The organism is Alteromonas sp. M12 (genome assembly GCF_037478005.1).
In the GTDB taxonomy this organism is placed as follows: Bacteria; Pseudomonadota; Gammaproteobacteria; order Enterobacterales; family Alteromonadaceae; genus Aliiglaciecola; species Aliiglaciecola lipolytica_A.
The window spans coordinates 2,754,562-2,776,403 of the sequence record NZ_CP144164.1; the positions used below are offsets into that span (position 1 = coordinate 2,754,562).

At 39.6% G+C, this 21,842-nt stretch carries 22 protein-coding genes and 1 pseudogene; 12 read left to right on the top strand and 11 right to left on the bottom strand.

Features of this window, described 5'->3' with window-relative positions:
* The first annotated feature begins 36 nt into the window (after positions 1-36).
* Positions 37-2,343, top strand: a complete 2,307-nt coding sequence (locus VUI23_RS11880) for a TonB-dependent receptor (RefSeq protein ID WP_342804498.1) — start codon at positions 37-39, stop codon at positions 2,341-2,343.
* Between the two features lie 572 nt (positions 2,344-2,915).
* Entirely contained in the window at positions 2,916-3,224 is a 309-nt protein-coding gene (locus VUI23_RS11885) for an isoamylase early set domain-containing protein (RefSeq protein ID WP_216047508.1), read from the top strand.
* Between the two features lie 99 nt (positions 3,225-3,323).
* Here the strand turns inward: VUI23_RS11885 and VUI23_RS11890 are convergent, their stop codons facing one another.
* The gene (locus VUI23_RS11890; protein ID WP_342804499.1) at positions 3,324-4,250 is read right to left on the bottom strand and encodes an FAD-binding protein; all 927 of its coding nucleotides are present in this window, start codon (positions 4,248-4,250) and stop codon (positions 3,324-3,326) included.
* Positions 4,250-4,999 carry an electron transfer flavoprotein subunit beta/FixA family protein gene (locus tag VUI23_RS11895; RefSeq protein WP_216047510.1) on the bottom strand — a complete coding sequence of 250 codons (750 nt, stop codon included), beginning with the start codon at positions 4,997-4,999 and terminating at the stop codon, positions 4,250-4,252. Before VUI23_RS11895 ends, VUI23_RS11890 begins: the two co-directional genes overlap by 1 nt.
* A gap of 437 nt (positions 5,000-5,436) precedes the next feature.
* On the opposite strand from VUI23_RS11895, the gene VUI23_RS11900 reads away from it, so the two are divergent.
* The 4 genes from VUI23_RS11900 to fldA all read left to right on the top strand — a co-directional run bounded on the left by VUI23_RS11900 (position 5,437) and on the right by fldA (position 8,820).
* Entirely contained in the window at positions 5,437-7,083 is a 1,647-nt protein-coding gene (locus VUI23_RS11900; RefSeq protein ID WP_342804500.1) for an electron transfer flavoprotein-ubiquinone oxidoreductase, read from the top strand.
* 106 nt (positions 7,084-7,189) lie between these two features.
* Positions 7,190-7,975, top strand: coding sequence for an alpha/beta fold hydrolase (locus VUI23_RS11905; protein ID WP_342804501.1), 786 nt, complete (start codon positions 7,190-7,192; stop codon positions 7,973-7,975).
* Between the two features lie 60 nt (positions 7,976-8,035).
* Complete coding sequence (locus VUI23_RS11910) at positions 8,036-8,254, top strand: DUF2788 domain-containing protein (protein ID WP_216047512.1); 219 nt, start codon at positions 8,036-8,038, stop codon at positions 8,252-8,254.
* 41 nt (positions 8,255-8,295) lie between these two features.
* The gene (fldA, locus tag VUI23_RS11915) at positions 8,296-8,820 is read left to right on the top strand and encodes a flavodoxin FldA (protein WP_216047513.1); all 525 of its coding nucleotides are present in this window, start codon (positions 8,296-8,298) and stop codon (positions 8,818-8,820) included.
* Positions 8,821-8,930: 110 nt separating this feature from the next.
* On the opposite strand, the gene VUI23_RS11920 is transcribed toward fldA, so the two are convergent.
* The gene (locus VUI23_RS11920; protein WP_342804502.1) at positions 8,931-10,940 is read right to left on the bottom strand and encodes a methyl-accepting chemotaxis protein; all 2,010 of its coding nucleotides are present in this window, start codon (positions 10,938-10,940) and stop codon (positions 8,931-8,933) included.
* A gap of 282 nt (positions 10,941-11,222) precedes the next feature.
* Between VUI23_RS11920 and fur the strand changes: the two genes are divergently transcribed.
* Positions 11,223-11,648: a ferric iron uptake transcriptional regulator gene (gene fur / locus VUI23_RS11925; RefSeq protein WP_216047515.1), complete on the top strand. Its 426-nt coding sequence runs from the start codon at positions 11,223-11,225 to the stop codon at positions 11,646-11,648.
* A gap of 35 nt (positions 11,649-11,683) precedes the next feature.
* Here fur and alr read toward each other — a convergent pair whose 3' ends face one another.
* Genes alr through VUI23_RS11950 form a run of 5 tightly spaced genes read right to left on the bottom strand, consistent with a single transcriptional unit; the run spans position 11,684 to position 16,131 of the window.
* Entirely contained in the window at positions 11,684-12,784 is a 1,101-nt protein-coding gene (gene alr / locus VUI23_RS11930; RefSeq protein ID WP_342804503.1) for an alanine racemase, read from the bottom strand.
* A gap of 52 nt (positions 12,785-12,836) precedes the next feature.
* A complete protein-coding gene (locus VUI23_RS11935) occupies positions 12,837-13,700 on the bottom strand; it encodes an aminotransferase class IV (RefSeq protein ID WP_342804504.1) in 864 nt (287 codons plus the stop codon).
* Positions 13,701-13,718: 18 nt separating this feature from the next.
* Positions 13,719-14,693 carry a biotin-dependent carboxyltransferase family protein gene (locus VUI23_RS11940; protein WP_342804505.1) on the bottom strand — a complete coding sequence of 325 codons (975 nt, stop codon included), beginning with the start codon at positions 14,691-14,693 and terminating at the stop codon, positions 13,719-13,721.
* Entirely contained in the window at positions 14,690-15,406 is a 717-nt protein-coding gene (gene pxpB, locus VUI23_RS11945) for a 5-oxoprolinase subunit PxpB (RefSeq protein ID WP_342804506.1), read from the bottom strand. Before pxpB ends, VUI23_RS11940 begins: the two co-directional genes overlap by 4 nt.
* The gene (locus VUI23_RS11950) at positions 15,406-16,131 is read right to left on the bottom strand and encodes a 5-oxoprolinase subunit PxpA (protein WP_216047531.1); all 726 of its coding nucleotides are present in this window, start codon (positions 16,129-16,131) and stop codon (positions 15,406-15,408) included. Before VUI23_RS11950 ends, pxpB begins: the two co-directional genes overlap by 1 nt.
* A 145-nt stretch (positions 16,132-16,276) precedes the next feature.
* Between VUI23_RS11950 and VUI23_RS11955 the strand changes: the two genes are divergently transcribed.
* Positions 16,277-17,092, top strand: a complete 816-nt coding sequence (locus VUI23_RS11955; RefSeq protein ID WP_342804507.1) for a S1-like domain-containing RNA-binding protein — start codon at positions 16,277-16,279, stop codon at positions 17,090-17,092.
* A 30-nt stretch (positions 17,093-17,122) separates the two neighbouring features.
* On the top strand, positions 17,123-17,521 hold the full coding sequence (locus tag VUI23_RS11960; protein ID WP_216047521.1) for an OsmC family protein: 399 nt from the start codon (positions 17,123-17,125) through the stop codon (positions 17,519-17,521).
* 56 nt (positions 17,522-17,577) lie between these two features.
* Here the strand turns inward: VUI23_RS11960 and yiaA are convergent, their stop codons facing one another.
* The 3 genes from yiaA to VUI23_RS11975 all read right to left on the bottom strand — a co-directional run bounded on the left by yiaA (position 17,578) and on the right by VUI23_RS11975 (position 19,394).
* Complete coding sequence (yiaA, locus tag VUI23_RS11965) at positions 17,578-18,048, bottom strand: inner membrane protein YiaA (protein WP_216047522.1); 471 nt, start codon at positions 18,046-18,048, stop codon at positions 17,578-17,580.
* Positions 18,049-18,174: 126 nt separating this feature from the next.
* Positions 18,175-18,984 (bottom strand): DUF2145 domain-containing protein, encoded by an 810-nt coding sequence (locus VUI23_RS11970; protein WP_342804508.1) that lies wholly within the window; start codon positions 18,982-18,984, stop codon positions 18,175-18,177.
* A gap of 53 nt (positions 18,985-19,037) precedes the next feature.
* Complete coding sequence (locus VUI23_RS11975; protein WP_342804509.1) at positions 19,038-19,394, bottom strand: hypothetical protein; 357 nt, start codon at positions 19,392-19,394, stop codon at positions 19,038-19,040.
* A gap of 127 nt (positions 19,395-19,521) precedes the next feature.
* On the opposite strand from VUI23_RS11975, the gene VUI23_RS11980 reads away from it, so the two are divergent.
* From VUI23_RS11980 to VUI23_RS11990, 3 genes and pseudogenes are all read left to right on the top strand, one after another.
* Entirely contained in the window at positions 19,522-20,259 is a 738-nt protein-coding gene (locus tag VUI23_RS11980; RefSeq protein ID WP_216047525.1) for a helix-turn-helix transcriptional regulator, read from the top strand.
* Positions 20,260-20,327: 68 nt separating this feature from the next.
* Positions 20,328-20,543 (top strand): hypothetical protein, encoded by a 216-nt coding sequence (locus VUI23_RS11985; protein WP_216047526.1) that lies wholly within the window; start codon positions 20,328-20,330, stop codon positions 20,541-20,543.
* 180 nt (positions 20,544-20,723) lie between these two features.
* A pseudogene (locus VUI23_RS11990) lies at positions 20,724-21,670 on the top strand (transposase).
* Positions 21,671-21,842: the final 172 nt, after the last annotated feature.

Below are 21,842 nucleotides of genomic sequence, written 5' to 3' on the forward strand. Positions count from 1 at the left end.
CACACAACTAATTTAAATTAACAACTTGGTAATATAATGAAAACACTTAATAAAACAGTGATTGCACTGTGCATACAATCGGCCTTATTTAGCCAATTAAGTTTCGCTCAAGAGCAAGATACCGTTGCCGCAGAGCGTAGTTTGGAAAAAATCACCGTGACGGCACAAAAACGCACGCAAAGTATTCAAGATGTTCCAATCTCAATTGCTACATTAAACGGTGAACGTTTTGAAAGTATCTTTTCCGGTGGTGAAGATATCATTGCACTAGCAGTGAGAGTACCTGGACTATATGCCGAGACATCTAACGGTCGTGTTGCTCCACGGTTTTATATTCGCGGATTGGGGAATTCAGATTTCGATTTAGCCGCATCTCAACCTGTTTCTATTGTGATGGATGATGTTGTAAAAGAAAACGTCATATTAAAAAGCTTCCCATTATTTGATGTTTCGCAAGTAGAAGTAATACGAGGACCGCAAGGCACCCTATTTGGTAGAAATACCACCGCCGGCATTGTAAAATTTGATTCAGTGAAGCCCACTGAAGACTTCGATGCTTATATGAAATTAGGAGTCGGCAATTTAGGTACGTTAAACTTCGAAGGTGCTGTTGGCGGTGGTCTAACCGATAACCTTTCAGGTCGTTTTTCAGTTTTATCGCAGAATCGTGACGATTGGATTGATAATGCCTATACTGGCGAAAATGACGCCATGGGTGGTTTCGATGAAAAAGCTTGGCGTGGACAACTACTCTTCTCACCAAATGAAGACTTTTCTGCCTTATTAAACGTTCACGGCAGAGAGTTAGATGGCACAGCGTCTATATTCCGCGCCAACATATTTACCAAAGGTAGCAACGACCTAAACGAAAATTATGATCGTGACGTGCTTTACTATGATGGCGATATTGATGGTAATGGTGCTGACAATAATCCGCAAGAGTACAACAATTATGGGGCCTCTCTAAAATTAGAATTTGCGCTTGAAAATATGTCTTTAACCAGCATTACCGCATACGAACAAGCTGAAGGTTATAGCTTAGGTGATATTGATGGTGGTGTAGTATTAAACGAACCAGCAGATATAAATGGTGATGGTACTGAAGAAACCACTTTCCCTGGTAACATTGCGTTTTCTGCAGTTACACAAGATAAGTTGGATGATTTAGAACAGTTAACTCAAGAAATTCGCCTAGCCAGTGAAACAGATGAAGCGATGAGTTGGCAAGTGGGCGCATTTTATTATGATTCATCTTTTAACGTAACCAGTATAGATGGATTTTACGGCGCGACCACCGTCTATCATGAAAACACGACTTGGGCTGTTTTTGGTCAAACCTCTTATCAAGTTAACCAAAAATTAGAGGTAACTGGTGGTCTTCGCTATACCTATGATGAAAAATCTTTGATCGTTGGCGAACAGAATGTTGACGGCTTCGCGTTAGTAATTGGTGCTGCATCAATCCAAGAGTACGAAGACATCAATGTTGATGATGGACAATTAAGCTGGGAACTAAGCGCAAATTATAAGCTAGATAACGACACCTCAGTGTTTGCTCGACTAGCGAATGGTTTTAGAGCGCAAACCATACAAGGCCGCGATGTTGCATTTGAAGCAAGTCCTTCAGTTGCAGAAGCAGAAACCATTAATTCTGCTGAATTGGGTATCAAAAAAGACCTGTTAGATAATACCTTACGCATCAATGCCGCTGCTTTTTACTATGAAATTGACGACATGCAATTAAGTGCAATTGGCGGTGGTGCAAATACGACTGCGCTGATCAATGCTGACAAAGGTGTCGGATATGGTTTCGAAATTGATGTGGAATATTTGGTAACAGACTATCTAACATTAACTGCAGGCTACAGTTATAACCACACAGAAATTCAAGATAGTGGTTTGACTATCCTACCATGTGGCGCCAATGCTGATTTTGCATTCACAGGAAATTGCACCGTATTTGATCCACGTCCTGATGGTTATGCCGCAAGCATCGATGGCAACCCTTTCCCACAAGCGCCTGAAACAATTTTCAACTTCACCGCAAGATACGCTACACCAATCGGCGATGATGGCGAATTATTTGTATTCACAGATTGGGCCTTCCAAGGTGAAACCAGTTTATTCCTATATGATTCAGTTGAATTCACCACCGATAGTAATTACGAAGGTGGACTGCGTATTGGTTATGAGAACTACCAAAACAACTACACTATCGCACTTTTCGGTAGAAATATTACCGATGAAGATAATGTAAAAGGTGCAATAGATTTCAATAACCTAACTGGAATTATGAACCAACCACGTATCTTTGGTATTGAAGCAAAAATAAGCTTCTATTAATTTAAAAATACCTCATATACATATAAAAACGATCCTTTTAGGATCGTTTTTTTATCTGCTTTAATACTTAGCAAGGGCGAAACTGCAGATAATTTCATCTCCAATTAGAAACAGACTTCAGCTGTTTTTACTTGCCATTTTGCACATCATTAAACTAAAAATTTCCCCCTCGAAACTACAAAATCCAAACAATATGAGTCTATAATTACCCATCGTTTAATCTGAATTTCGGTAGTTACATCAAGCAGTAAATTATGTTGGTCAAGACAATGAATTTTGTAATCAACGATGATTGTATACTTGTTGATCTAGATTAAGGAAAATTGGCACAATATATGAGTTAATAACTTATAAATAGCAGGTAAACCGTTTAAAAAGGTGATTTCACGCCAAATCAGTGCACAAAATTTAAGCGGGAGCTTAATTTCGCACCTTATGAGGGCGTATCCACTTAGATTGCACTGATTAAATCGGGAAATGGTGTAATTATATTTCACAAAATTAGATTAAAACTGTAATATTGCTGCATTAATAGCCTATTAATGTAATTTAATTACCTAAAGGAGGAGCTTATGAGCTTCAAAAAACAATATCTTAAATCGAAACCAGTGTGTAAAGTAACTTTCAAATTATCGAAGGAAGAAGCTAAGAATGCTGAGACAGTGCGTTTAGTGGGCGACTTTAATGATTGGGATACTGCTACGGCTCCTATGAAGAAACTGAAAAATGGTTCTTTCTCTTCAACCGTAGATCTTCCAGCTGATGCAGAATATCAATTTCGATATTTATTAGACGATGAAAAATGGGAAAATGATTGGAACGCCGATGCTTACGTAACATCACCAATTTCCTTTGATGAGAACTCTGTCGTATCTGTGTAATTTTTGCTAACTATCTTCAGCACAAAAAACGACTAACAACGAATCATAAAAAAGGCAGTTTTGCTTCACAGCAGACTGCCTTTATAATTTTTATATAGTCTAAAGTGCCGCTTCTAGCTCAGGCAACACATCAAACAAATCTCCCACTAAACCGTAGTCGGCAACTTGGAAGATCGGCGCTTCTTCATCTTTGTTGATAGCAACAATGACTTTTGAATCTTTCATACCCGCCAAATGTTGAATGGCACCAGAAATGCCCACCGCAATATACAGTTGAGGAGCAACGATTTTACCCGTCTGCCCAACTTGCATATCATTTGGTACGAAGCCAGCGTCTACAGCAGCACGAGATGCACCAATTGCAGCGCCTAATTTATCAGCGATACCTTCAAGTAACTTGAAGTTTTCACCATTTTGCATTCCGCGACCACCTGAAATAATGACCTCAGCGGCAGTTAATTCAGGACGTTCAGATTTGGTCAATTCAGCACTAACAAATGATGATTTTTCAGAAGTCTTCACATTATCAATTGCTTCGACAGCAGCTGAGCCTGTTTCTTCTGCAGCGTCAAATGCTGAAGCTCGAACTGTGAGTATTTTTTTGCTGTCGCTACTTTGTACCGTAGCAATTGCGTTACCGGCATAAATAGGACGGACAAAGGTATCTTCGCTTTCAACAGCAATAACATCAGATATCTGTGCGACATCTAATAGTGCAGCTACACGAGGCATAAAGTTTTTGCCGGTGGTGGTAGCGGCTGCAATCACATGAGAATAATCAGCAGCTAACTCTGTGACCAGCTCGCCAATATTCTCAGCTAACTGATGAGCGTATTCAGCGTTATCTGCCAATAGCACCTTACTTACTCCTGCAATCTTAGCTGCTTGTTCAGCTACGCCTGTGCAGTTTTGTCCTGCAACCAAAACAACCACATCTGCGCCCATTTTACTGGCCGCATTAACTAACTTGTGAGTTTCAGATTTTAGTTGTTCATTGTCGTGTTCTGCATATACTAAAACAGCCATTAGATCACCTTCGCTTCTGTTTTTAATTTCTCGACGAGCTCTGCTACATCAGCTACTTTAATACCACCTTTACGTTGTGCTGGCGGCATTACTTTTAACGTTTTAACGTTCGACGTAAGCGTTACACCAAAACTATCAGCCGCTTTAACATCGATAGGTTTGCGTTTTGCTTTCATAATATTAGGCAACGTTGCATAACGTGGCTCATTGAGTCGTAAATCTGTAGTCACCACCGCTGGAAGATTCAATTCAACAGTTTGTAAACCACCGTCAATTTCACGGGTCACTTTTACTTTATCACCATCCACATCCACAACAGATGCAAAAGTACCCTGTGGCATACCTGTTAGCGCAGCTAACATTTGACCGGTTTGATTATTATCCGAATCAATAGACTGTTTACCTAGAATAACTAAGCCTGGTTGCTCTTCTTCAACCACTTTTGATAGAAGTTTAGCAACTTGTAAAGAATCTAGCGTTTCACTGGTATCAATTTGGATTCCACGATCTGCACCTAGTGCTAAAGCGGTTCTTATTTGTTCTTGGCAGGCTTTATCACCTATTGAAACCACCACGATTTCAGTGGCAATACCCTTTTCTTTTAGTCTAACCGCTTCTTCGACTGCGATTTCACAGAACGGATTAATAGACATCTTTGTGTTGGTCAAATCAACCGCTGTGTTATCGGCTTTAACGCGTACTTTTACGTTGTAATCAATGGCACGTTTAACCGGCACTAAAATTTTCATGTTTACCTCTAATCAGATATAAAGTGTAGAGAAGTTATAACGCAAATTATGCGTATTTGTAAGGTTGCGTAAATTTACTGGCTGTTTACCTAAGCGTCAACTAAGTGTTATCAAAGTTACAAATCTGGCTTCCCGTATTTTGGTTATAAATTGTAGGTCATTATTTCCATTTGAGCTTAAGTTTTATTATGTTAATGTTAATAAAAAGCGCTATTTTTCAAGCTTAATTTCGCCCAAAAACCAAGATTAATTTGCCAAGTAAGATATTGATTTAATTGATTTTAATGACAGGTTAAAAGGTACTTTCAGGACCTGCTTTTTGGTTGATGCAAACTATATACTTGATGAATAGTATCAATCAACTTTGGTAACTGTGGGTGATAGTTACTTAATTGTTTATTTCTTTAATTAATAGATATCTATAAGGGGAGAAACCCGTGGAACGTGAATCGATGGAGTTTGATGTTGTAGTTGTAGGTGCTGGGCCAGCCGGACTATCAACTGCTTGTAAAATTATGCAATTAGCTCAACAAAATGAACAAGAGTTAATGGTATGTGTAGTTGAAAAAGGTTCAGAAGTTGGTGCCCATATTCTCTCTGGTGCGGTTTTCGAAACCCAAGCTATGGACGAACTTTTTCCTGATTGGAATGACCGAGGGGCCCCTCTGACCACAAAAGTCACTGAGGACCACATTTACTATTTAAAGAATCAAAGCTCAGCGACGCAATTACCTAACTTCATGACCCCAAAAACCATGCACAACCAAGGTAATTATATCGTTAGTATGGGGAATGTATGCCGTTGGTTAGCCGATCAAGCGGAACAATTGGGCGTAGAGGTTTTTCCAGGCTTTGCCGCTTCAGAAATAATATACAACGAAGATGGCAGCGTGGGCGGAATTATCACCGGCGATATGGGCATAAGTGCTTCTGGCGAACACAAAGACAGCTATATGCCTGGCATGGAATTACGAGCAAAGTACACAGTTTTCGCCGAGGGGTGTCGTGGTCACTTGGGCAAACAACTGATATCTAAGTTTGAACTCGATAAAGACAAAGCACCTCAACATTATGGTATTGGCTTTAAAGAGATCTGGGATATCGACCCAAGCAAACATCAAGAAGGTTTGGTGGTTCACACTGCTGGCTGGCCACTCAATAGCGAAACCGGTGGAAGTTATTTATATCACGCAGAGAATAACCAAGTTTTAGTGGGGATCATTATTGATCTTAACTACAAGAATCCACACCTGAGTCCTTTTGACGAATTCCAAAAAGTTAAACAGCATCCAGTGCTAAAGCAATATTTAGAAGGTGGTAAGCGGGTTTCCTATGGTGCCAGAGCAATTGCTAAAGGAGGATATAATTCCCTTCCCAAAATGACATTTCCAGGGGGGATCCTTGTAGGATGTGATGCAGGCACCCTTAACTTTGCAAAAATAAAGGGAAATCACACAGCGATGAAATCGGGCATGCTGGCCGCTGAAACCATTGTTGAGGCAATCAGCCAAGATAAAGTGGGTCAAGATTTAACCGACTATGCACAAAAATTCGAAAATTCATGGCTGTACAAAGAACTTTATAGTTCACAGAATTTCGGCGCTGCATTACACAAGTTTGGTACCTTTTTAGGGGGAGCTTACAATACGTTTGAGCAAAATATCCTTGGTGGTAAAGTCCTCTTTAAGCTTAAAGATACGACTACTGATCATGGCGCTATAGGCTTAGCCAGTGAATTTCCGAAAATCGAATACCCTAAGCCTGACGGCGTAATTAGTTTCGATAAACTTTCATCAGTATTTTTATCGAATACCAATCACGAAGAAGATCAGCCTTGCCATTTGCGTTTAAAAGATCCGGCAACTCCCATCGTCATAAACTTACCGAAATACGATGAACCGGCGCAACGATACTGTCCTGCTGGCGTTTACGAGATTATTGACAGCCCTGAGGGTGACAAAAAGTTGCAAATTAACGCGCAGAACTGTGTGCATTGTAAAACCTGTGATATTAAAGATCCTACGCAAAATATTGTTTGGGTAACACCTGAGGGTGCAGGAGGACCTAATTACCCTAATATGTAAGTAATCTGTTAAACACATAGTCAGAATGTGGCTAATTTCTGGCTATGTGCAATTAATTCAATTAAATTGCTTGTTTTAGCGAGCAATTATCCCTATCTAAACACTTATGCAATCTATTAATTATCATTTAAGCAGCAATCAAGCTGAAAAACCTTATTTAGTACTTTTACATGGCCTATTTGGCAGCCTAGATAATTTGTCTATGGTAAGAAAAGCACTTGAGGACAGTCACAATGTTTTGAGTATCGATTTACCTGACCATGGTAAATCGGCTTTTACTGATGCATTTTCATTCACTAGCTATGCTAACAAAATTGTACAGTTAATAGCTTCTGTGAACATAACAAAAGTATCCATTTTAGGGCATTCTTTAGGCGGCAAAATAGCCATGAAAATAGCCCTCGATAACCCGCAACTAATTGACAAGTTAGTCATTGCTGATATTGCTCCTGTGAGCTATACACCTCGCCACCAGAATGTATTTAAAGCATTAAATGCCGTTGACTTAAAAAGTATAACGTCAAGAGGTGATGCAGATGCTGTGATGTCTGAATATTTAAAAGAGCCTGGTGTAAGTCAATTTTTATTAAAAAGTTTAAAACAAGTTGATGGTAACTGGCGCTGGGACTTTAACTTACAGTTACTGCAACGGGATTACCCCGCAATTTCTGAAGGAATTAGCAGTGATAATGTTTGCTCGGTACCGGTACTTTTTATTAAAGGTGGTCAGTCAGACTATATTTTACCTGAACACAAATCTGCCATTAGTGCATTGTTTCCAAATAGCAGTGCAAAAGTGATTGGTTCAGCTGGACATTGGTTACATGCACAAAAACCAGTCATCTTTAATCGTTTAGTCAGCGATTTTTTGCAAAATGATACTTGTGGGTAATTCGCTTGCGTCACTTTGTGTGGTATATTCTGCGCGTTTTTTTATTCTGAAGGTTTTGCGATGCTAAATGAATATTATGAGCAAATAGAGGCAATCGTGTTAAACCTGACTTTGGTCGCGCTATTTGCCCTTATGGGGTTTGCGATACACGATGTATTAAAAAAGAACAATGTGCCCTTCCTTGGTCGAGCAGTTGTTTATCTTGTTTTATTTTTAGGTGCAGCCGGATTTATTGCTAAAGGTTTGATCCAGATCTTTTGGGAAAACAGTGGCATTTAATATAATTAGGCATCGAATTAGTTAAGTAAAGGAAAGTTGGAATGGCAAGTGTAGGTTTATTTTTTGGAAGTGATACAGGCAACACAGAACATGTTGCGAAAATGATCCAAAAAGAACTGGGTAAGAATCTCATTGATGTTCATGATATTGCTAAAAGCAGTAAAGAAGACATTGCCGAATTCGATTTACTTTTATTCGGGATCCCTACCTGGTACTACGGCGAAGCTCAATGTGATTGGGATGATTTTTTTCCTGAGCTGGAAGAAATTGATTTTAACGACAAACTAGTCGCTATTTTCGGTTGTGGCGATCAAGAAGATTACGCTGAATACTTTCTAGATGCGATGGGTATGATACGGGATATTGTGGAAGCCAAAGGTGCGATTTTGGTAGGACAGTGGCCGTGTGAAGGTTATGATTTTGAAGCATCTAAAGGCATGGCAGACGACGAACACTTCGTTGGGCTTGGCATCGATGAAGATCGTCAACCAGAGCTAACCGAGCAGCGAGTGAAAGACTGGTGCAAACAGATTCACGAAGAGCTTTGTTTGTCTGAGCTGGCATAAATTACTCGAATTATTTATCCCTTTATCAACATAGCAACAAAGTGTTGAATGTACTTGTAAAGTCGACCCCTTGTTGTGCCTCGCACAACAAGGGGTTTAAACAACCCCGTTTACAACTTGAACTGACTAACTGCCTTTTTCATTTCAACCATCAAATCAGTTAATGTTTGGTTTGCCGCGGTTGAAGAATGCGTAGATTCCGCACTTTTCTCAGCCAAATCGACGACATTGTTCAGTTTAATTGCAATTTTCTCAAACAAGCTATCCTGCTCCAAAGTAGAGCTAACAATTTCTTGATTCATTTTTCGTAAACTATCTATGGTTTCATTTATTTGTGTTACTTGCTGTGCCACGTCAAAAATTTGCTGCTCACTTTGCTTGGCAAATTCATTACCACTGCTAATCGCTTTGACAGCTTGCTCTGCATCAAGCTGCAAACTTTCAATCATAGCTTCAATTTCGGCCGTCGAGTTTTGGGTACGATTTGCTAGTGTACGCACTTCATCTGCTACGACTGCAAAACCACGCCCTTGCTCACCTGCCCTTGCAGCTTCAATTGCGGCATTTAATGCTAATAAATTGGTCTGCTGTGCAATTGTTTTAATCACGTCTAATATACTGCCAATTTTTTTACTGTTTTCGTCTAATCGATGAATAATGGTAGAGGATTGCTCTGCTTGTTGAGTTTGTTCAGATATTTGCTTATGAGTTGAAGAAACTAATTTACTCACATTGGCACTTTGTTTACTCACCTGTTGCAATTGATGCATACCATGCTGAATTTGTTGCGTGTTAGATTTGCTCGCTTGTCGAATAGAATTGGTTTCAGCGGCGGTTAAATTGAGTTGTTGTTTTTGCTGCTCAACTTGAATTAACGTTTGTTCACTCAAATTGGCGGTTGTTTGCATGGCATTTTCTAACGACGCTTCTTGCAATAGTATTTTTTCAACAACCGCACGCAAGCTTTCAGTGACTTTATTAACGTTGGTTGCCAATATAGCAAATTCGTCCTGATTGGTTGAATACGCCTTATGGGTTAAATCTCCGCTACTAATTAGTCCTAAACTACGATTAATTCTTGCGATGGGTGCTGCAATGCTGCGCGTCGTTATGCTTCCAAAGATTATTGCCGCAGCAACAGCAATACATAAAAATATAAGACCTTTCCAAATGTTAGAGTTAACCGTTTCGATAATGGCATTTTGCCCTAATAAAGTATCTTGGTTAACTTCGGAAAAAACCGTCGAAAAGTGTTGTTTAGCGCTATCTAAATGTTGATTGGCAATAACATTAAAATCTTTTGCTTTAACAAGTAACGAAATTTTTTCCTGTTGAGCTGAGAATAAACCGGGATCTTGTAACAGTAGTTTTTGTAATTGTGAGAATTGTGCATTCAGCCCGTCAATGTAACCTTGGGTGTCTACTGTTTCTGATAATCTATTTAAATAGTCAATATCGACTGCTACATTACTTAAGGTAAATTCAATATCCCCTTTAATCGTTTCACTTATTTCAGTGTTATTGGTTGTTATGTACTCTTTTATTGCACTAAATAACGGCATAATTTTATTGTCTGCATTAATCGCCGTACCAATCAAGATATCGAGATTGGGAGCATCCCCTTCTAAGAAGGTTAAGTCACCTAATAGCGCACTAGTTTCGTCAGCCACAGCAATAATATTAGCCGCATTTTGGTCGATCTCTGCTGTCAATAACAGCTGTTGAACTCTCGCTTGGTACATATTCTTAGACTGTGTAACATACGCGGATGCATGCTGTGCGCCTAGTTGAAACGCAGTATTTGTTTCACCAATTATTTGATTAAGGTTTTTGAGGTTAACAGTGAACTCTGTGGACAACCGATCGAAGGTTTGTTGATTACTCTGCAATTGCTTTATGGATTGTTCAAAATAAGCATTTGTCGATATTGTAGCCAGTGACAAAATTCCGGTTTGAACTTGCAACATGCTGGCTTGCACCGGCATTTTCTGTTGCACTACACTTTGCGCGGAATCACGAATATCAGCCAATCCAAAATAAGACACTATATTGGTGACCACCATCACGCAACCGACCAAAACGAAACCAGCAATAATCTTACCTACTACATTTAGTCTCATATCGAATCCTAAACTTAGCCAAACGATTTATCCCTTCTAATCAAGAATGGATATTAAATTTGACGTAATTTTCAATTTGAAATAATTCAGTATAGAACATTTGGACAAGCACTCAGTTTGTGAGTTTAAATTCGTAAATCTGTTCAGAAAGCACGCTATGTTAAAAAAATGTTGATGTAATTGAAATATTTAATCCCTTTAGTGATTAGTTTGTTCGCTATCCCTTTCATATTTGAATTACTTCCCTATAATGAACCCACCAATTATCGTTTAGAAAAACAGATGGATCAAAATAAAGAATTAAAAAAAGCAGGGCTAAAAATTACCCTGCCACGACTTAAAATCCTCGAGGTTTTGCAGGAACCTGCGAACCAACATATTAGTGCTGAAGACGTATACAAGTTATTGATTGAGCAAGGTGAAGAAATAGGTTTAGCGACTGTTTACCGTGTTTTGAATCAGTTTGATGATGCGGGAATTTTGAATAGACACCACTTTGAAGGCGGTAAGTCTGTATTTGAAATTAGCCACAAACAACATCATGATCATTTAGTCTGCTTAAAATGCGGCAAAGTAATCGAATTTGAAGATCCGATTATTGAAAAACGTCAAGACGAAGTCGCTAGTCAGAACAAAATGAAGTTAACTCATCACAGCTTGTATCTTTATGGTGAGTGCACCGATGGGAATTGTGACGAAGACATGTAATCTTAATTAGAAGATTGAAGTAGAAATTCAATCTTCTATAGGTTAATGATTCGGCGACGAGTTCGTTTAGGCATCCGCGTTACCAATTCATAACCAATGGTATCTGCCCAGCTTGCAACTTCGTTAGCCAATAAACTTTTTCCCCACAATTCAACGTCAGAATCAACTTCTATATCTAGCAATCCGGTAACATCAACCGTGATCATATCCATAGACACTCTGCCACACAGCTTAGCCCTTTGACCGTTCACCAGTACCGGTGTTCCAAGCTTAGCTGTGCGGGGGTAACCATCACCATACCCCACAGCGATTGTTGCCACTACAGACTCTTGTTCGGCTTTCCAAGTGTTGCCATAGCCTACACTTTCACCTTGCGGAACATTTCGCAGTGCAATGACCTTTGACTTTAACGTCATAACTGGTATTAGTTGTTGCTGCATATCGTGATTAGACATAAATGGCGACACGCCATACAACATAATCCCCGGACGATTCCATGTTCCTCTGGCTAACGGCCATGCTTTTATCCCAGCCGAATTCGCTATGCTGGTATAAATTGTCTCTGAAAATTTACCTTCTAATTGTTCACAACAAGCAATAAATTTCTTTAGTTGAGAGCTGGTAAAGTGGTTATCGATTTCATCAGCCACTGACAAGTGCGTCATAAGCACCACGTTGTTAACCTGCTTAGTGCTTTTTAACTGGCTAAAAATAGCAGTTACATTTTCAGGTTGAAATCCAAGCCGATGCATACCTGTATCAACTTTCAACCACACTTCAACCGCTTCTTCAGCATTCAAATTTTGTAACATCTGCAACTGCAACTGGTTATGCATAACCACACTAAACCCTTGTTTACACGCAATAAATAGTTCTTCTTGGTGAAAACAGCCCTCCAATAACAGAATCGGTAGTTTGATGCCCTGCAGCCTCAATTCGAGACCTTCTTCAAGGCTAGAAACGGCAAACATTGACACATGCTGTTGCAGCGCTTTAGCGATTTCGACAGCATCATGACCATAGGCATCTGCTTTAACTACAGCGACAGTCTGACTGTCTGGAGAAAGTGATTTTGCATAATTACAATTAGCCACTAACGCGTTCAAATCAATAGTAATTTCGGTGGGGCGACTCATTAAGTATACCTGTCCTACAGCAAAGGGAATGTCTAACGATTAAAATTAGAAATCAGTAATCGTATTTAAATTTATTAAATAACAGGTTTAGTTCTTTGTATATTTCACCAATTTTTCCATCTGCTATTGCTTCACCATCTAAACTCACTGCTGGAGCGATATTTTTGGTCGAGCTGGTTAACCATATTTCATCAGCTGAACGGGCTTGTTGTAGACTAATATTCTGCTCAAAAACTTGGTAGTTAGTTTGAGTGGTTAATAAATCTAGTACGATCGCGCGAGTAATGCCGGGTAATAATTGAGAGTCTAACGGCGGAGTGAAAATTTGTTTGTCTTTCACCACAAAAACATTACATGAGGATGCTTCAGTAATCTGCTTATTTTCATTGTAAAGTAAACATTCATCTACTTTATGATCTTGACTACTTTGATAATGCAAAACGTTACCCAGTAGAGACGTAGACTTAATATGACATTGACGCCAACGCAGATCCTGTTGACTGACTAAGGCTAATCCTTTGTTATCAGAATCATCATAGTTAACCGGTGGTTTTATGGCATAACACATCATAAACATTGTGGGCTTAACATTATCTGGGAATCCATGCTGACGTTTTGGACTGACACCACGACTCACTTGGATATAAACCGCTAGGCTATCTCCACTATTGTGCTCCAATAATTCATTCAGTACTGTACGCCACTTGTCGACAGACCAATCTAGTGTAATGCCAATAGCGGATAAACTCGTTTGCAAACGTGCAATGTGCGGAGTGAAACCGACCATTTTGCGATCGTAAGCAGGTATGACTTCGTAAATCCCATCACCAAACAAAAATCCACGATCTAATGGAGATATCATTGCCTTGCTTTGAGGCATAAAAGTACCGTTTAGGTATACAATTGTTTCCGTCATATTCTGGCCAAAAATGTATTAATTAAAATTAATTTGAGTGAACAGATTTGCGTGCTTAACCTCAGCTAAATTAACCAAGTTGTGCGCAGTATGAATATCAATTGGTGAAAAAGTGACTCTGCAACCAGGTGTTGCTTGTGACAATAAATCACAATCAATGGATAACACACTACCGACTTTAAAATAGCCACCCACAGTTTGCCGATCATCCAACATTATAATTGGTAAACCTTGTTGAGGAATTTGCACAGCCCCTCGGGTAATACCTTCAGATAACATAGGCTTGTTCGGCGCTTTGATAGGATTACCCGTTAATTTGGTGGCCATCCGACTTGAGTCAGGGCTTACAACATATTGATTAAGATAAAATTGTTTAAGTGCCGTAGGTGTAAAATCATCAATTTGATAACCCTCGATTAAACGCAAGGTCAATTCACTGTAAGGGTCAACAATAGCATTTCTTTGTGCTTCAAGAGGAGCGATTTTTGCGGTTACGGGGTGAATGGCATGAGTTTGACTATAGAATGCAATTCGATCGCCTTGTTTCAAAGGTTGCCCGTCTTGAGTTAATCCCCCTAACCTATCTCTTGTGACTGTTGTACAGCTCCCAAATGTTTCTGGGACTCGAAAACCTTGTTGGATTGCAACATAGCTGCGCAGTCCATTATCCGCTTTGTTAATCGTTAAAGAATCGCCAGCATCTAATGCAAAACTGCGCCAAGGACTATAACTTAGGCCATTAATCGTGATCTGTGTTGCTGCGCCGGTAATAGCCACTTCACAATAAGAATGTGCTTTGAGGCTAAACCCGCAACCTATGACTTCAATGCTGGCGGCTATATTTTGATTGTTACAAAGCCAATTAGCCCACAAGCAACTACGACGATCTGCTGGACCGCCTGTGGTAATTCCAAGGTGCTGATAACCGCTGCGACCTGAATCCACTAATATGCTTTGCAATCCGGTCGCTATTACCTCAACAAAGTCAGTCACCTATTTGCCTCCAACAACTGGTAATACTTGTGTTCACTAATTTCCTTAAATCTAACCGTATCACCCACTTTAAAAGGCGATGGTGAAGCTCGCTCTGGAACAAATAACGCTAATGGACACACACCGACGATATTCCATCCACCCGGTGAGACATTTGGATAAACAGCAGTTTGTCTGTCAGCGATAGCCACAGCACCTTTAGGCACTTGTTTGCGAGGAGTGGTTAGTCTAGGCGTTGCGATTTTTGCATCGGTTTCTCCTAGAAATGCAAAACCAGGAGAAAACCCTAAACAATAAACACGATAACTATTTTGTTGATGAAACTGAATAACTTGTTCGACCGTGATCTGATTGTGGTCCGCGATCCGCTGCAAATCGTTATCTTCGCTCAACCCATAACAAACGGGCAGCTCCACAATGTTCGTCTCTTGGTTCGCAAATATTTGTTTTGTTTGGCCATCTTTTAAAGCTTTCACCAATTCGATTATTCGAGCTTTTACTGCAAAATAATCGGTTTGCAAAATATCAAAGGTAATCAGTACAGAGTGGTAAGCAGGAATCACATCTAACAACCAAGGCGAATTTGCTTGTTCCAATAAATGCACAAACATACTCACCTGTTGATTTTTACGATTCAATGTTGCCCCTGCAAAATACACGATAAGCGCATTTTCGCTGGCGACATCTATTTTGATTGGTTCAATCGGAAACATTAGGACAATAATTCACGTATGTGTTTAACAGCCTCTGCTGCCCCTGCACTATCACCATGTACACACAGAGTATCAATTTTTAATGGTAAAATTTGTCCAGTAGCAGATACCACTTCTTGACGCTCAACCATTCTTCTCACTTGCGAAAACATATCATTTAACTGCAACACTGCGCCAGGTTTAGCGCGGGATAACAGTAAGCCCGTGTCTGCATAACGCCTATCTGCAAAGGCTTCATATTGAAGTTCAATTTTATATTGATCAGCTAATTGTTGATAGGATTGCCAATTAGACACGGCTTGAATAACTAATATTAATCTTTCGGAATAACTGCTCAGGGCTTTTAAAACTGTCTCAAATAAACCTTTACTGGCCATCATGTCATTGTATAAAGCGCCATGAGGTTTCACATAATCAACGGTTTTAGATTGTAGTTTTGCCATGCCCTCTAATGCCGCTATTTGATAATGCATGAGTGGAATAAGCTCAGTTTCAGTTAGCGCCATACTCCGACGGCCAAAACCCTGTAAGTCTGGATAGGAAGGGTGTGCCCCTATTTTTACATTATGTTTTTTAGCGGATTGTATGGCTGATTGAATGGCTTGCGGATCGCCACTATGAAAACCGCAGGCAATATTTGCCATATCAACATATGGCATGATCAAATCATCATGTGGCATGCGCCACGCGCCATAACTTTCGCCTAAGTCACAATTTAGTTTGATCAAGCGCTTATTGCTCCTAGTAAATTCAGATATAATGATGATCTAAGGCGAATTCCAAATGAAGATTTTCACCAAGATCACGACCGAGATTCGCTAGTTTACTTCATTCTTAAAAAAAGTCAGGTGTATGCTACAAATTGGAAAAATGAATCACTTAGAAGTGGTTGACAAATTACCCTTTGGATTTTATCTCGATGGTTCGCAAGTAGAGCGTATTTTATTGCCAAATGGCTCTGCCCCTGAAGGCTGTGAAGTAGGTCAAATGGTCGATGTGTTTATCTACCATGACAGCGAAGATCGTATTATTGCGACCTCAAAAATTCCCCTCGCCCAAGTAAATGAAGTGGCGGTACTAAAAGTAAAAAGCCTGACCCGTGTTGGCGCATTTTTAGATTGGGGATTGGAAAAAGATCTATTGGTGCCGTTTAGTGAACAAGAACGACCAATGTCAGAAGGTATCGAATACGTTGTATATGTTTTTGAGGATCCGGAAACTGGACGACTTGCTGCATCCACCAAGCTTCGTGATTTTTTAACCGAGGACGGCCACGACCTTAAAGCCGGCGTAGAAGCAGATTTAATTATTTGTGGCCGCACTGATTTAGGCTACAAAGCCGTAATTAATGGTACCCATCTCGGTTTGATTTTTAAAGATGAGGTCTTTAAACCAATTCGTACTGGCCAAAAGATGAAAGGTTTTGTGAAACGCATTCGCGAAGATGGCAAAATAGATTTATGTTTTCAATTCCATAGTGAGCGCGCCAGAAAAGAGTTAACCGATTTGATCATCGACGATTTGATTGCCCATGACGGTCTTTCAACCTTAACAGACAAAAGCCCACCTCATGAAATAACTCAGCGTTTTGGCGCCAGTAAAAATGCTTATAAAAAAGCGCTAGGCTCATTGTTTAAGCAAAAACGAATTTTAATCGACAAAAATAAAATCACTCTCGTAAAGTAAAGCTCTTACGATATGAATAAGGAACATGTAATGCAGGCGACTGTTACCTGGCAAAAAGATATGCTGTTTGATTGTGAAACCGACTCAGGAAAAACCCTTCAATTAGACGGAAATGGCGAGCAATTAACTCCGATGGAAACTGTCTTATTATCGGTAGGTGCTTGTTCTTCAGTTGATGTGGTGGAGATCATGAAAAAATCTCGTCTGCCTTTACGTAGTTGTCGATGTGAACTCAAAGCCACTCGCGCCGAATCAGCCCCGAAAGTATTTACAGATATTCATGCCGAATATGTGGTTAGCGGTGAAAAAATAAGTGATAAACATTTAGCTCGCGCGGTGCAGCTATCATGTGAAAAATATTGTTCAGTGATGTTGATGTTAGCAGGCAATGTGAACATTACCACGTCATATAGAGTTGAAGAGTTATAAACTGAAAAAGCCTGTTTAGTGACTAAACAGGCTTTAATACCTTGCTAGATCGCAGATTATTCTGCGGCTAATTCTGAGGTTTGTTTATTTTTCACGGTATTTTCAATTCCTTCATTTGTCGCAGCTTGTTTATCCCGAACATTTTTCTGAACCGTAACAGCAGCAAACAAACTCAATGTATATGCCATAGCGTAGAATCCCTTTTCACTTAATAATAAATCAGCATTAATCAACCCAATCACCAACAGTGCTATGGCTAACCCTGTTGATATCCAAGATAGGCTTCCGTAAATTGAAGAAGTGTTAATGCCTTCAGCTTTGTCTCGCACGTTTTTTTGCAATGATACTATTGAAAACAAACCATAAAGTAAGGTTATCAAATAGTAGCCTTTTTCATTGAGTAACATTTGTGCGTTAAAAAGTCCCACACCGTAAGCCCCTATGCCAATGATTAATGCTGCAACCGCGGCATAAGTATAAGATTTAGTTGGAGCTTGTAATGCAGTATTTAACGTTTGTGTTGTCATGATTATTCTCACTTGTTTCGAGTGTTGCTGAAAGTATGAATGCAGTTTGCCTTCAAAAACACTAATGATAAACCCAGTTATAAAATGTTGATTATTTCAAGCCTTAAAGTTTATTAATATTATACTTTACAATGTGTTTATGTCTCCAGATGCTGAATAAGTAACAAATTCGCTGGCGAGTTCATTTTGACGTAGATACTGACCAATGGTTGTAAACGTAGTGGTATATACTTTTCCACTGTGATCTTTGGTGGTGACATCATCCATAAACATAGATCCTAATAGTAATTTAAATGGACTGGTTCTCACTCGTTGTGCTTGAAAGTGTGCTTTTGCGTTGACCTTTAATTGCGCGACATCCTGAGTGTTGTAAATAGCCGAGTTAAGCAAATCGAGTGTATACTCAGTGCAATTTTGAAAGATCGAATTGAACGGATTAGCAATGACCGAATAGTTGGGGTTATGCAAGGTTTTATCTTTACCTGAACCGATCAAGTCTATTAATTTCTGTTGAACTTCCATATTAGGAATTAAAATTCCTGCAGATAACTCATGTACTCCCCAAAAGAAGTCTACGGGATAGTCAACGACTAGCTCACTTTTATCCGCTTTTCCGTTTTGTTGATAAAGGTTATGAATTGCATAACCTTGCACAACTTCACCACTATCTAAGGTGATATTTGAATACAAGGCAATGGCGGTATGCGTGAACTTAATTCCTTTAGGCAAATCTTTCTCTGGTCTGCCTACTCTGGCGATGATAAATGCTCGAGCGCCTTTTGATGCCGCATATTTTTCAACATCTTTAGCGAACTTTACAATTTCTTCTGGCTCATGCTGATTGGGTGCATCACTTTGGCTTCCCGCCAAAGCATTGGGCACGGTAAAACTAAAAATGCTAACAACGATGAATATATACAATGCGCTAATTTTCATTTCCCTACTCTCCTAATAACTTTAATGACAAGACTCATATTGCTAGTTTTAATTTATTTTTCGTTAATCACCTGGATTGGAGCAGGATCAGCGGTGATTGTATGTTCTGTTATAACCAACGTATGTTGATGCTGGTGATGAGAAGTCGCGTGTGAAGCTCTTGCGCTATCACTCAATGCGTCTCCGGCTTCGGCAACAACACTTCCAGCGACTAAGCTCACGCCACCGGCGACAATCACCGGCGTTACCATCACAACGCTTGCCACTTTCGCTGTAGAGGCTACGCCTTCTGATGCTGCCAATGCAGAATGTTTACTCGCTTGACCACTATGGTGAGCGGATCCATTTGCATATACGTTTAGCGATGACGCCGATAAAATAATAATTAATGCAGTTGTTAAACGTTTCATATTGTTTTTCCTGTTTGTTGTGAACGAGATAAACAATAGTAAAAAGGTATACCCTATGTAAACAAAGTTGTTTTATGTATACTAAAACTCAACCAATAGTTTATTAATTCAATACTAAAGAGTAACCATGAGTCAAATTGGACTAGTTAGCAAAACACTCAAGCAACTTTTAAAACAGCAACAAGTTACCTATCGCGATCTAGCTCAGAAATTAGCCATGAGTGAGGCCAATATAAAACGTATATTTTCAACCAACAGTTTTACATTGGAGCGTTTAGAAGAAATATGCGATGTGCTACAAATATCACTATCCGATCTATTTTCTGTTGCCCAACAACAAACAGACAAACTCAGTCAGCTAACAGTTGAGCAGGAAAAACAATTACTCGCTGACCCTAAACTATTGTTAGTGGCAGTTTGTGTGCGGGACTCGTGGACTTATAATGAGTTAATTGAACATTACGATATTGATCAATTCGAATGCACTCGTCTATTAGCGAAATTGGACAAGCTTAAAATTATCAGTTTGTTGCCCAATAACCATTATAAGACCTTAATCGCTCAAGACTTCAGATGGATACCGGGTGGACCTTTGGAAAAGTTCATGGAACAAGAAGTCATGGTTAAGTTTATGGCTCCCAAAAAAGATGAAAAATGGAATTTTAGATTATATATCCGTGGTAGATATTCACAAACATCAATAGAAATAATTCAGCGTAAATTAAACCAACTCACGAAAGAAGCATCTGACCTCAACCAAGAAGATGCCGCGTTACCGCTAGCGAAGCGTCAACACATGGGCATACTGATGGCAATGCGACCTTGGGAACCATCTCTGTTTGAGAATATGCGTCGTAAGGCATGAAGAGGAAATTGTTAATACACAGATTGATATGCTAGGTTAATATTTGAATATAAATTGGAGGACAACAAATGACATCTAGCACATCGAATCAAAATGATAATAGCATTGCCCACTTTGCAGCCCTTAAAACCGCAATTGTAAATGGTGAAGTTCAAACCATAAAAGATCTTATCTGTGGACATCCAATGCAAGAACTCGAAAAAAGCTACCTAATAGATTTAGCTAACCTGAACAACAACAGCGCAATTATAAAGTTACTCCAAGACATTCCAGTAAAGGAGTAGACTAGTAATATCTAATATTTAGACAGCCACTAATATTTAGACAGCCACAAACTAGACTAGTACACTAATATTTAGACAGCCACAATATCTAAAACATCTCGTATTTAGACAGCCACAAACTAGACTAGCACTTTGACACTATCAACTAAGCTATAGGTATAAGGTTCATAAGGAAGAACAATGCCCTTAGCAAGGAAGCGTCAAATCTGTTTGACAGATACCCCCTACTACCACTGCGTTTCTCGCTGTGTACGCCGAGCATATTTGTGCGGGGAAGATAAATTCACAGGAAAAAGTTTCGAGCATCGCCGTCAATGGGTTGAAGATAGGTTACTGTTTTTGTCCACTGTCTTTTCTATTGAAGTCTGTGCCTTTGCGATTATGAGCAACCATTCCCATGTGGTATTGCATGTGAATGTAGAAAAAGCCAATGACTGGACTGATAAACAAGTGTGTTCAAGATGGCATAAACTCCACAAGGGAACATTGTTAACCCAAAAGTTCATGAGTACCGATTCGCCGCTGCTCACCGATGCGCAGCGGACCACTTTACACGCTACGTTATCCATCTATCGACAGCGCTTGACCGATATCAGTTGGTTTATGCGAGAGCTTAACGAGCCCATTGCGCGAAAAGCCAACCACGAAGACAATGCACTGGCCATTTCTGGGAAGGACGCTTTAAATCTCAAGCTTTATTAGATGAGCACGCAGTAGCGGCGTGTATGGTTTATGTGGACTTAAATCCTATCCGTGCCAAGTTAGCCAGTACTCCTGAAACTTCAGAGCACACGAGTATTAAACGACGCATACGCGATTTCAAAAAAGGAAAACAGCCAACAACTTTAATGCCTTTTGTGGGCAATCCTACACAACCTCAACCACCTGGACTGACATTTAATCTCATCGACTATCTAAAATTAGTCGACCTATCAGGACGTAGCCTGCATCCCAACAAAAGTGGCTCAATAGATATTGATGAATCCCCCATTTTACAACGACTTGGTTTGGATGAAAAATCCTGGCAATGTTTATTCTCAAGTTTTGAAACATCGTTTAGTGTGGTCGCAGGTCAAATCAATACCCTCAACAAATATAAACGCCGACGTCGACAGAAATACGGTTAGGATGAAGCTTTAAAGAGCTCAAAAAACCTAAATTTATGGCTTAAAGGTCCCCGCAGATGAAATGCGGTACGACGGCTGAATTTCAATCGGGTATAGCAGCGTAAAAACCAGTTTTTATCTATTTTTATCAAAAATTCTAATTTTCGCACCCATTAAATTGCTCCTAAGCGTT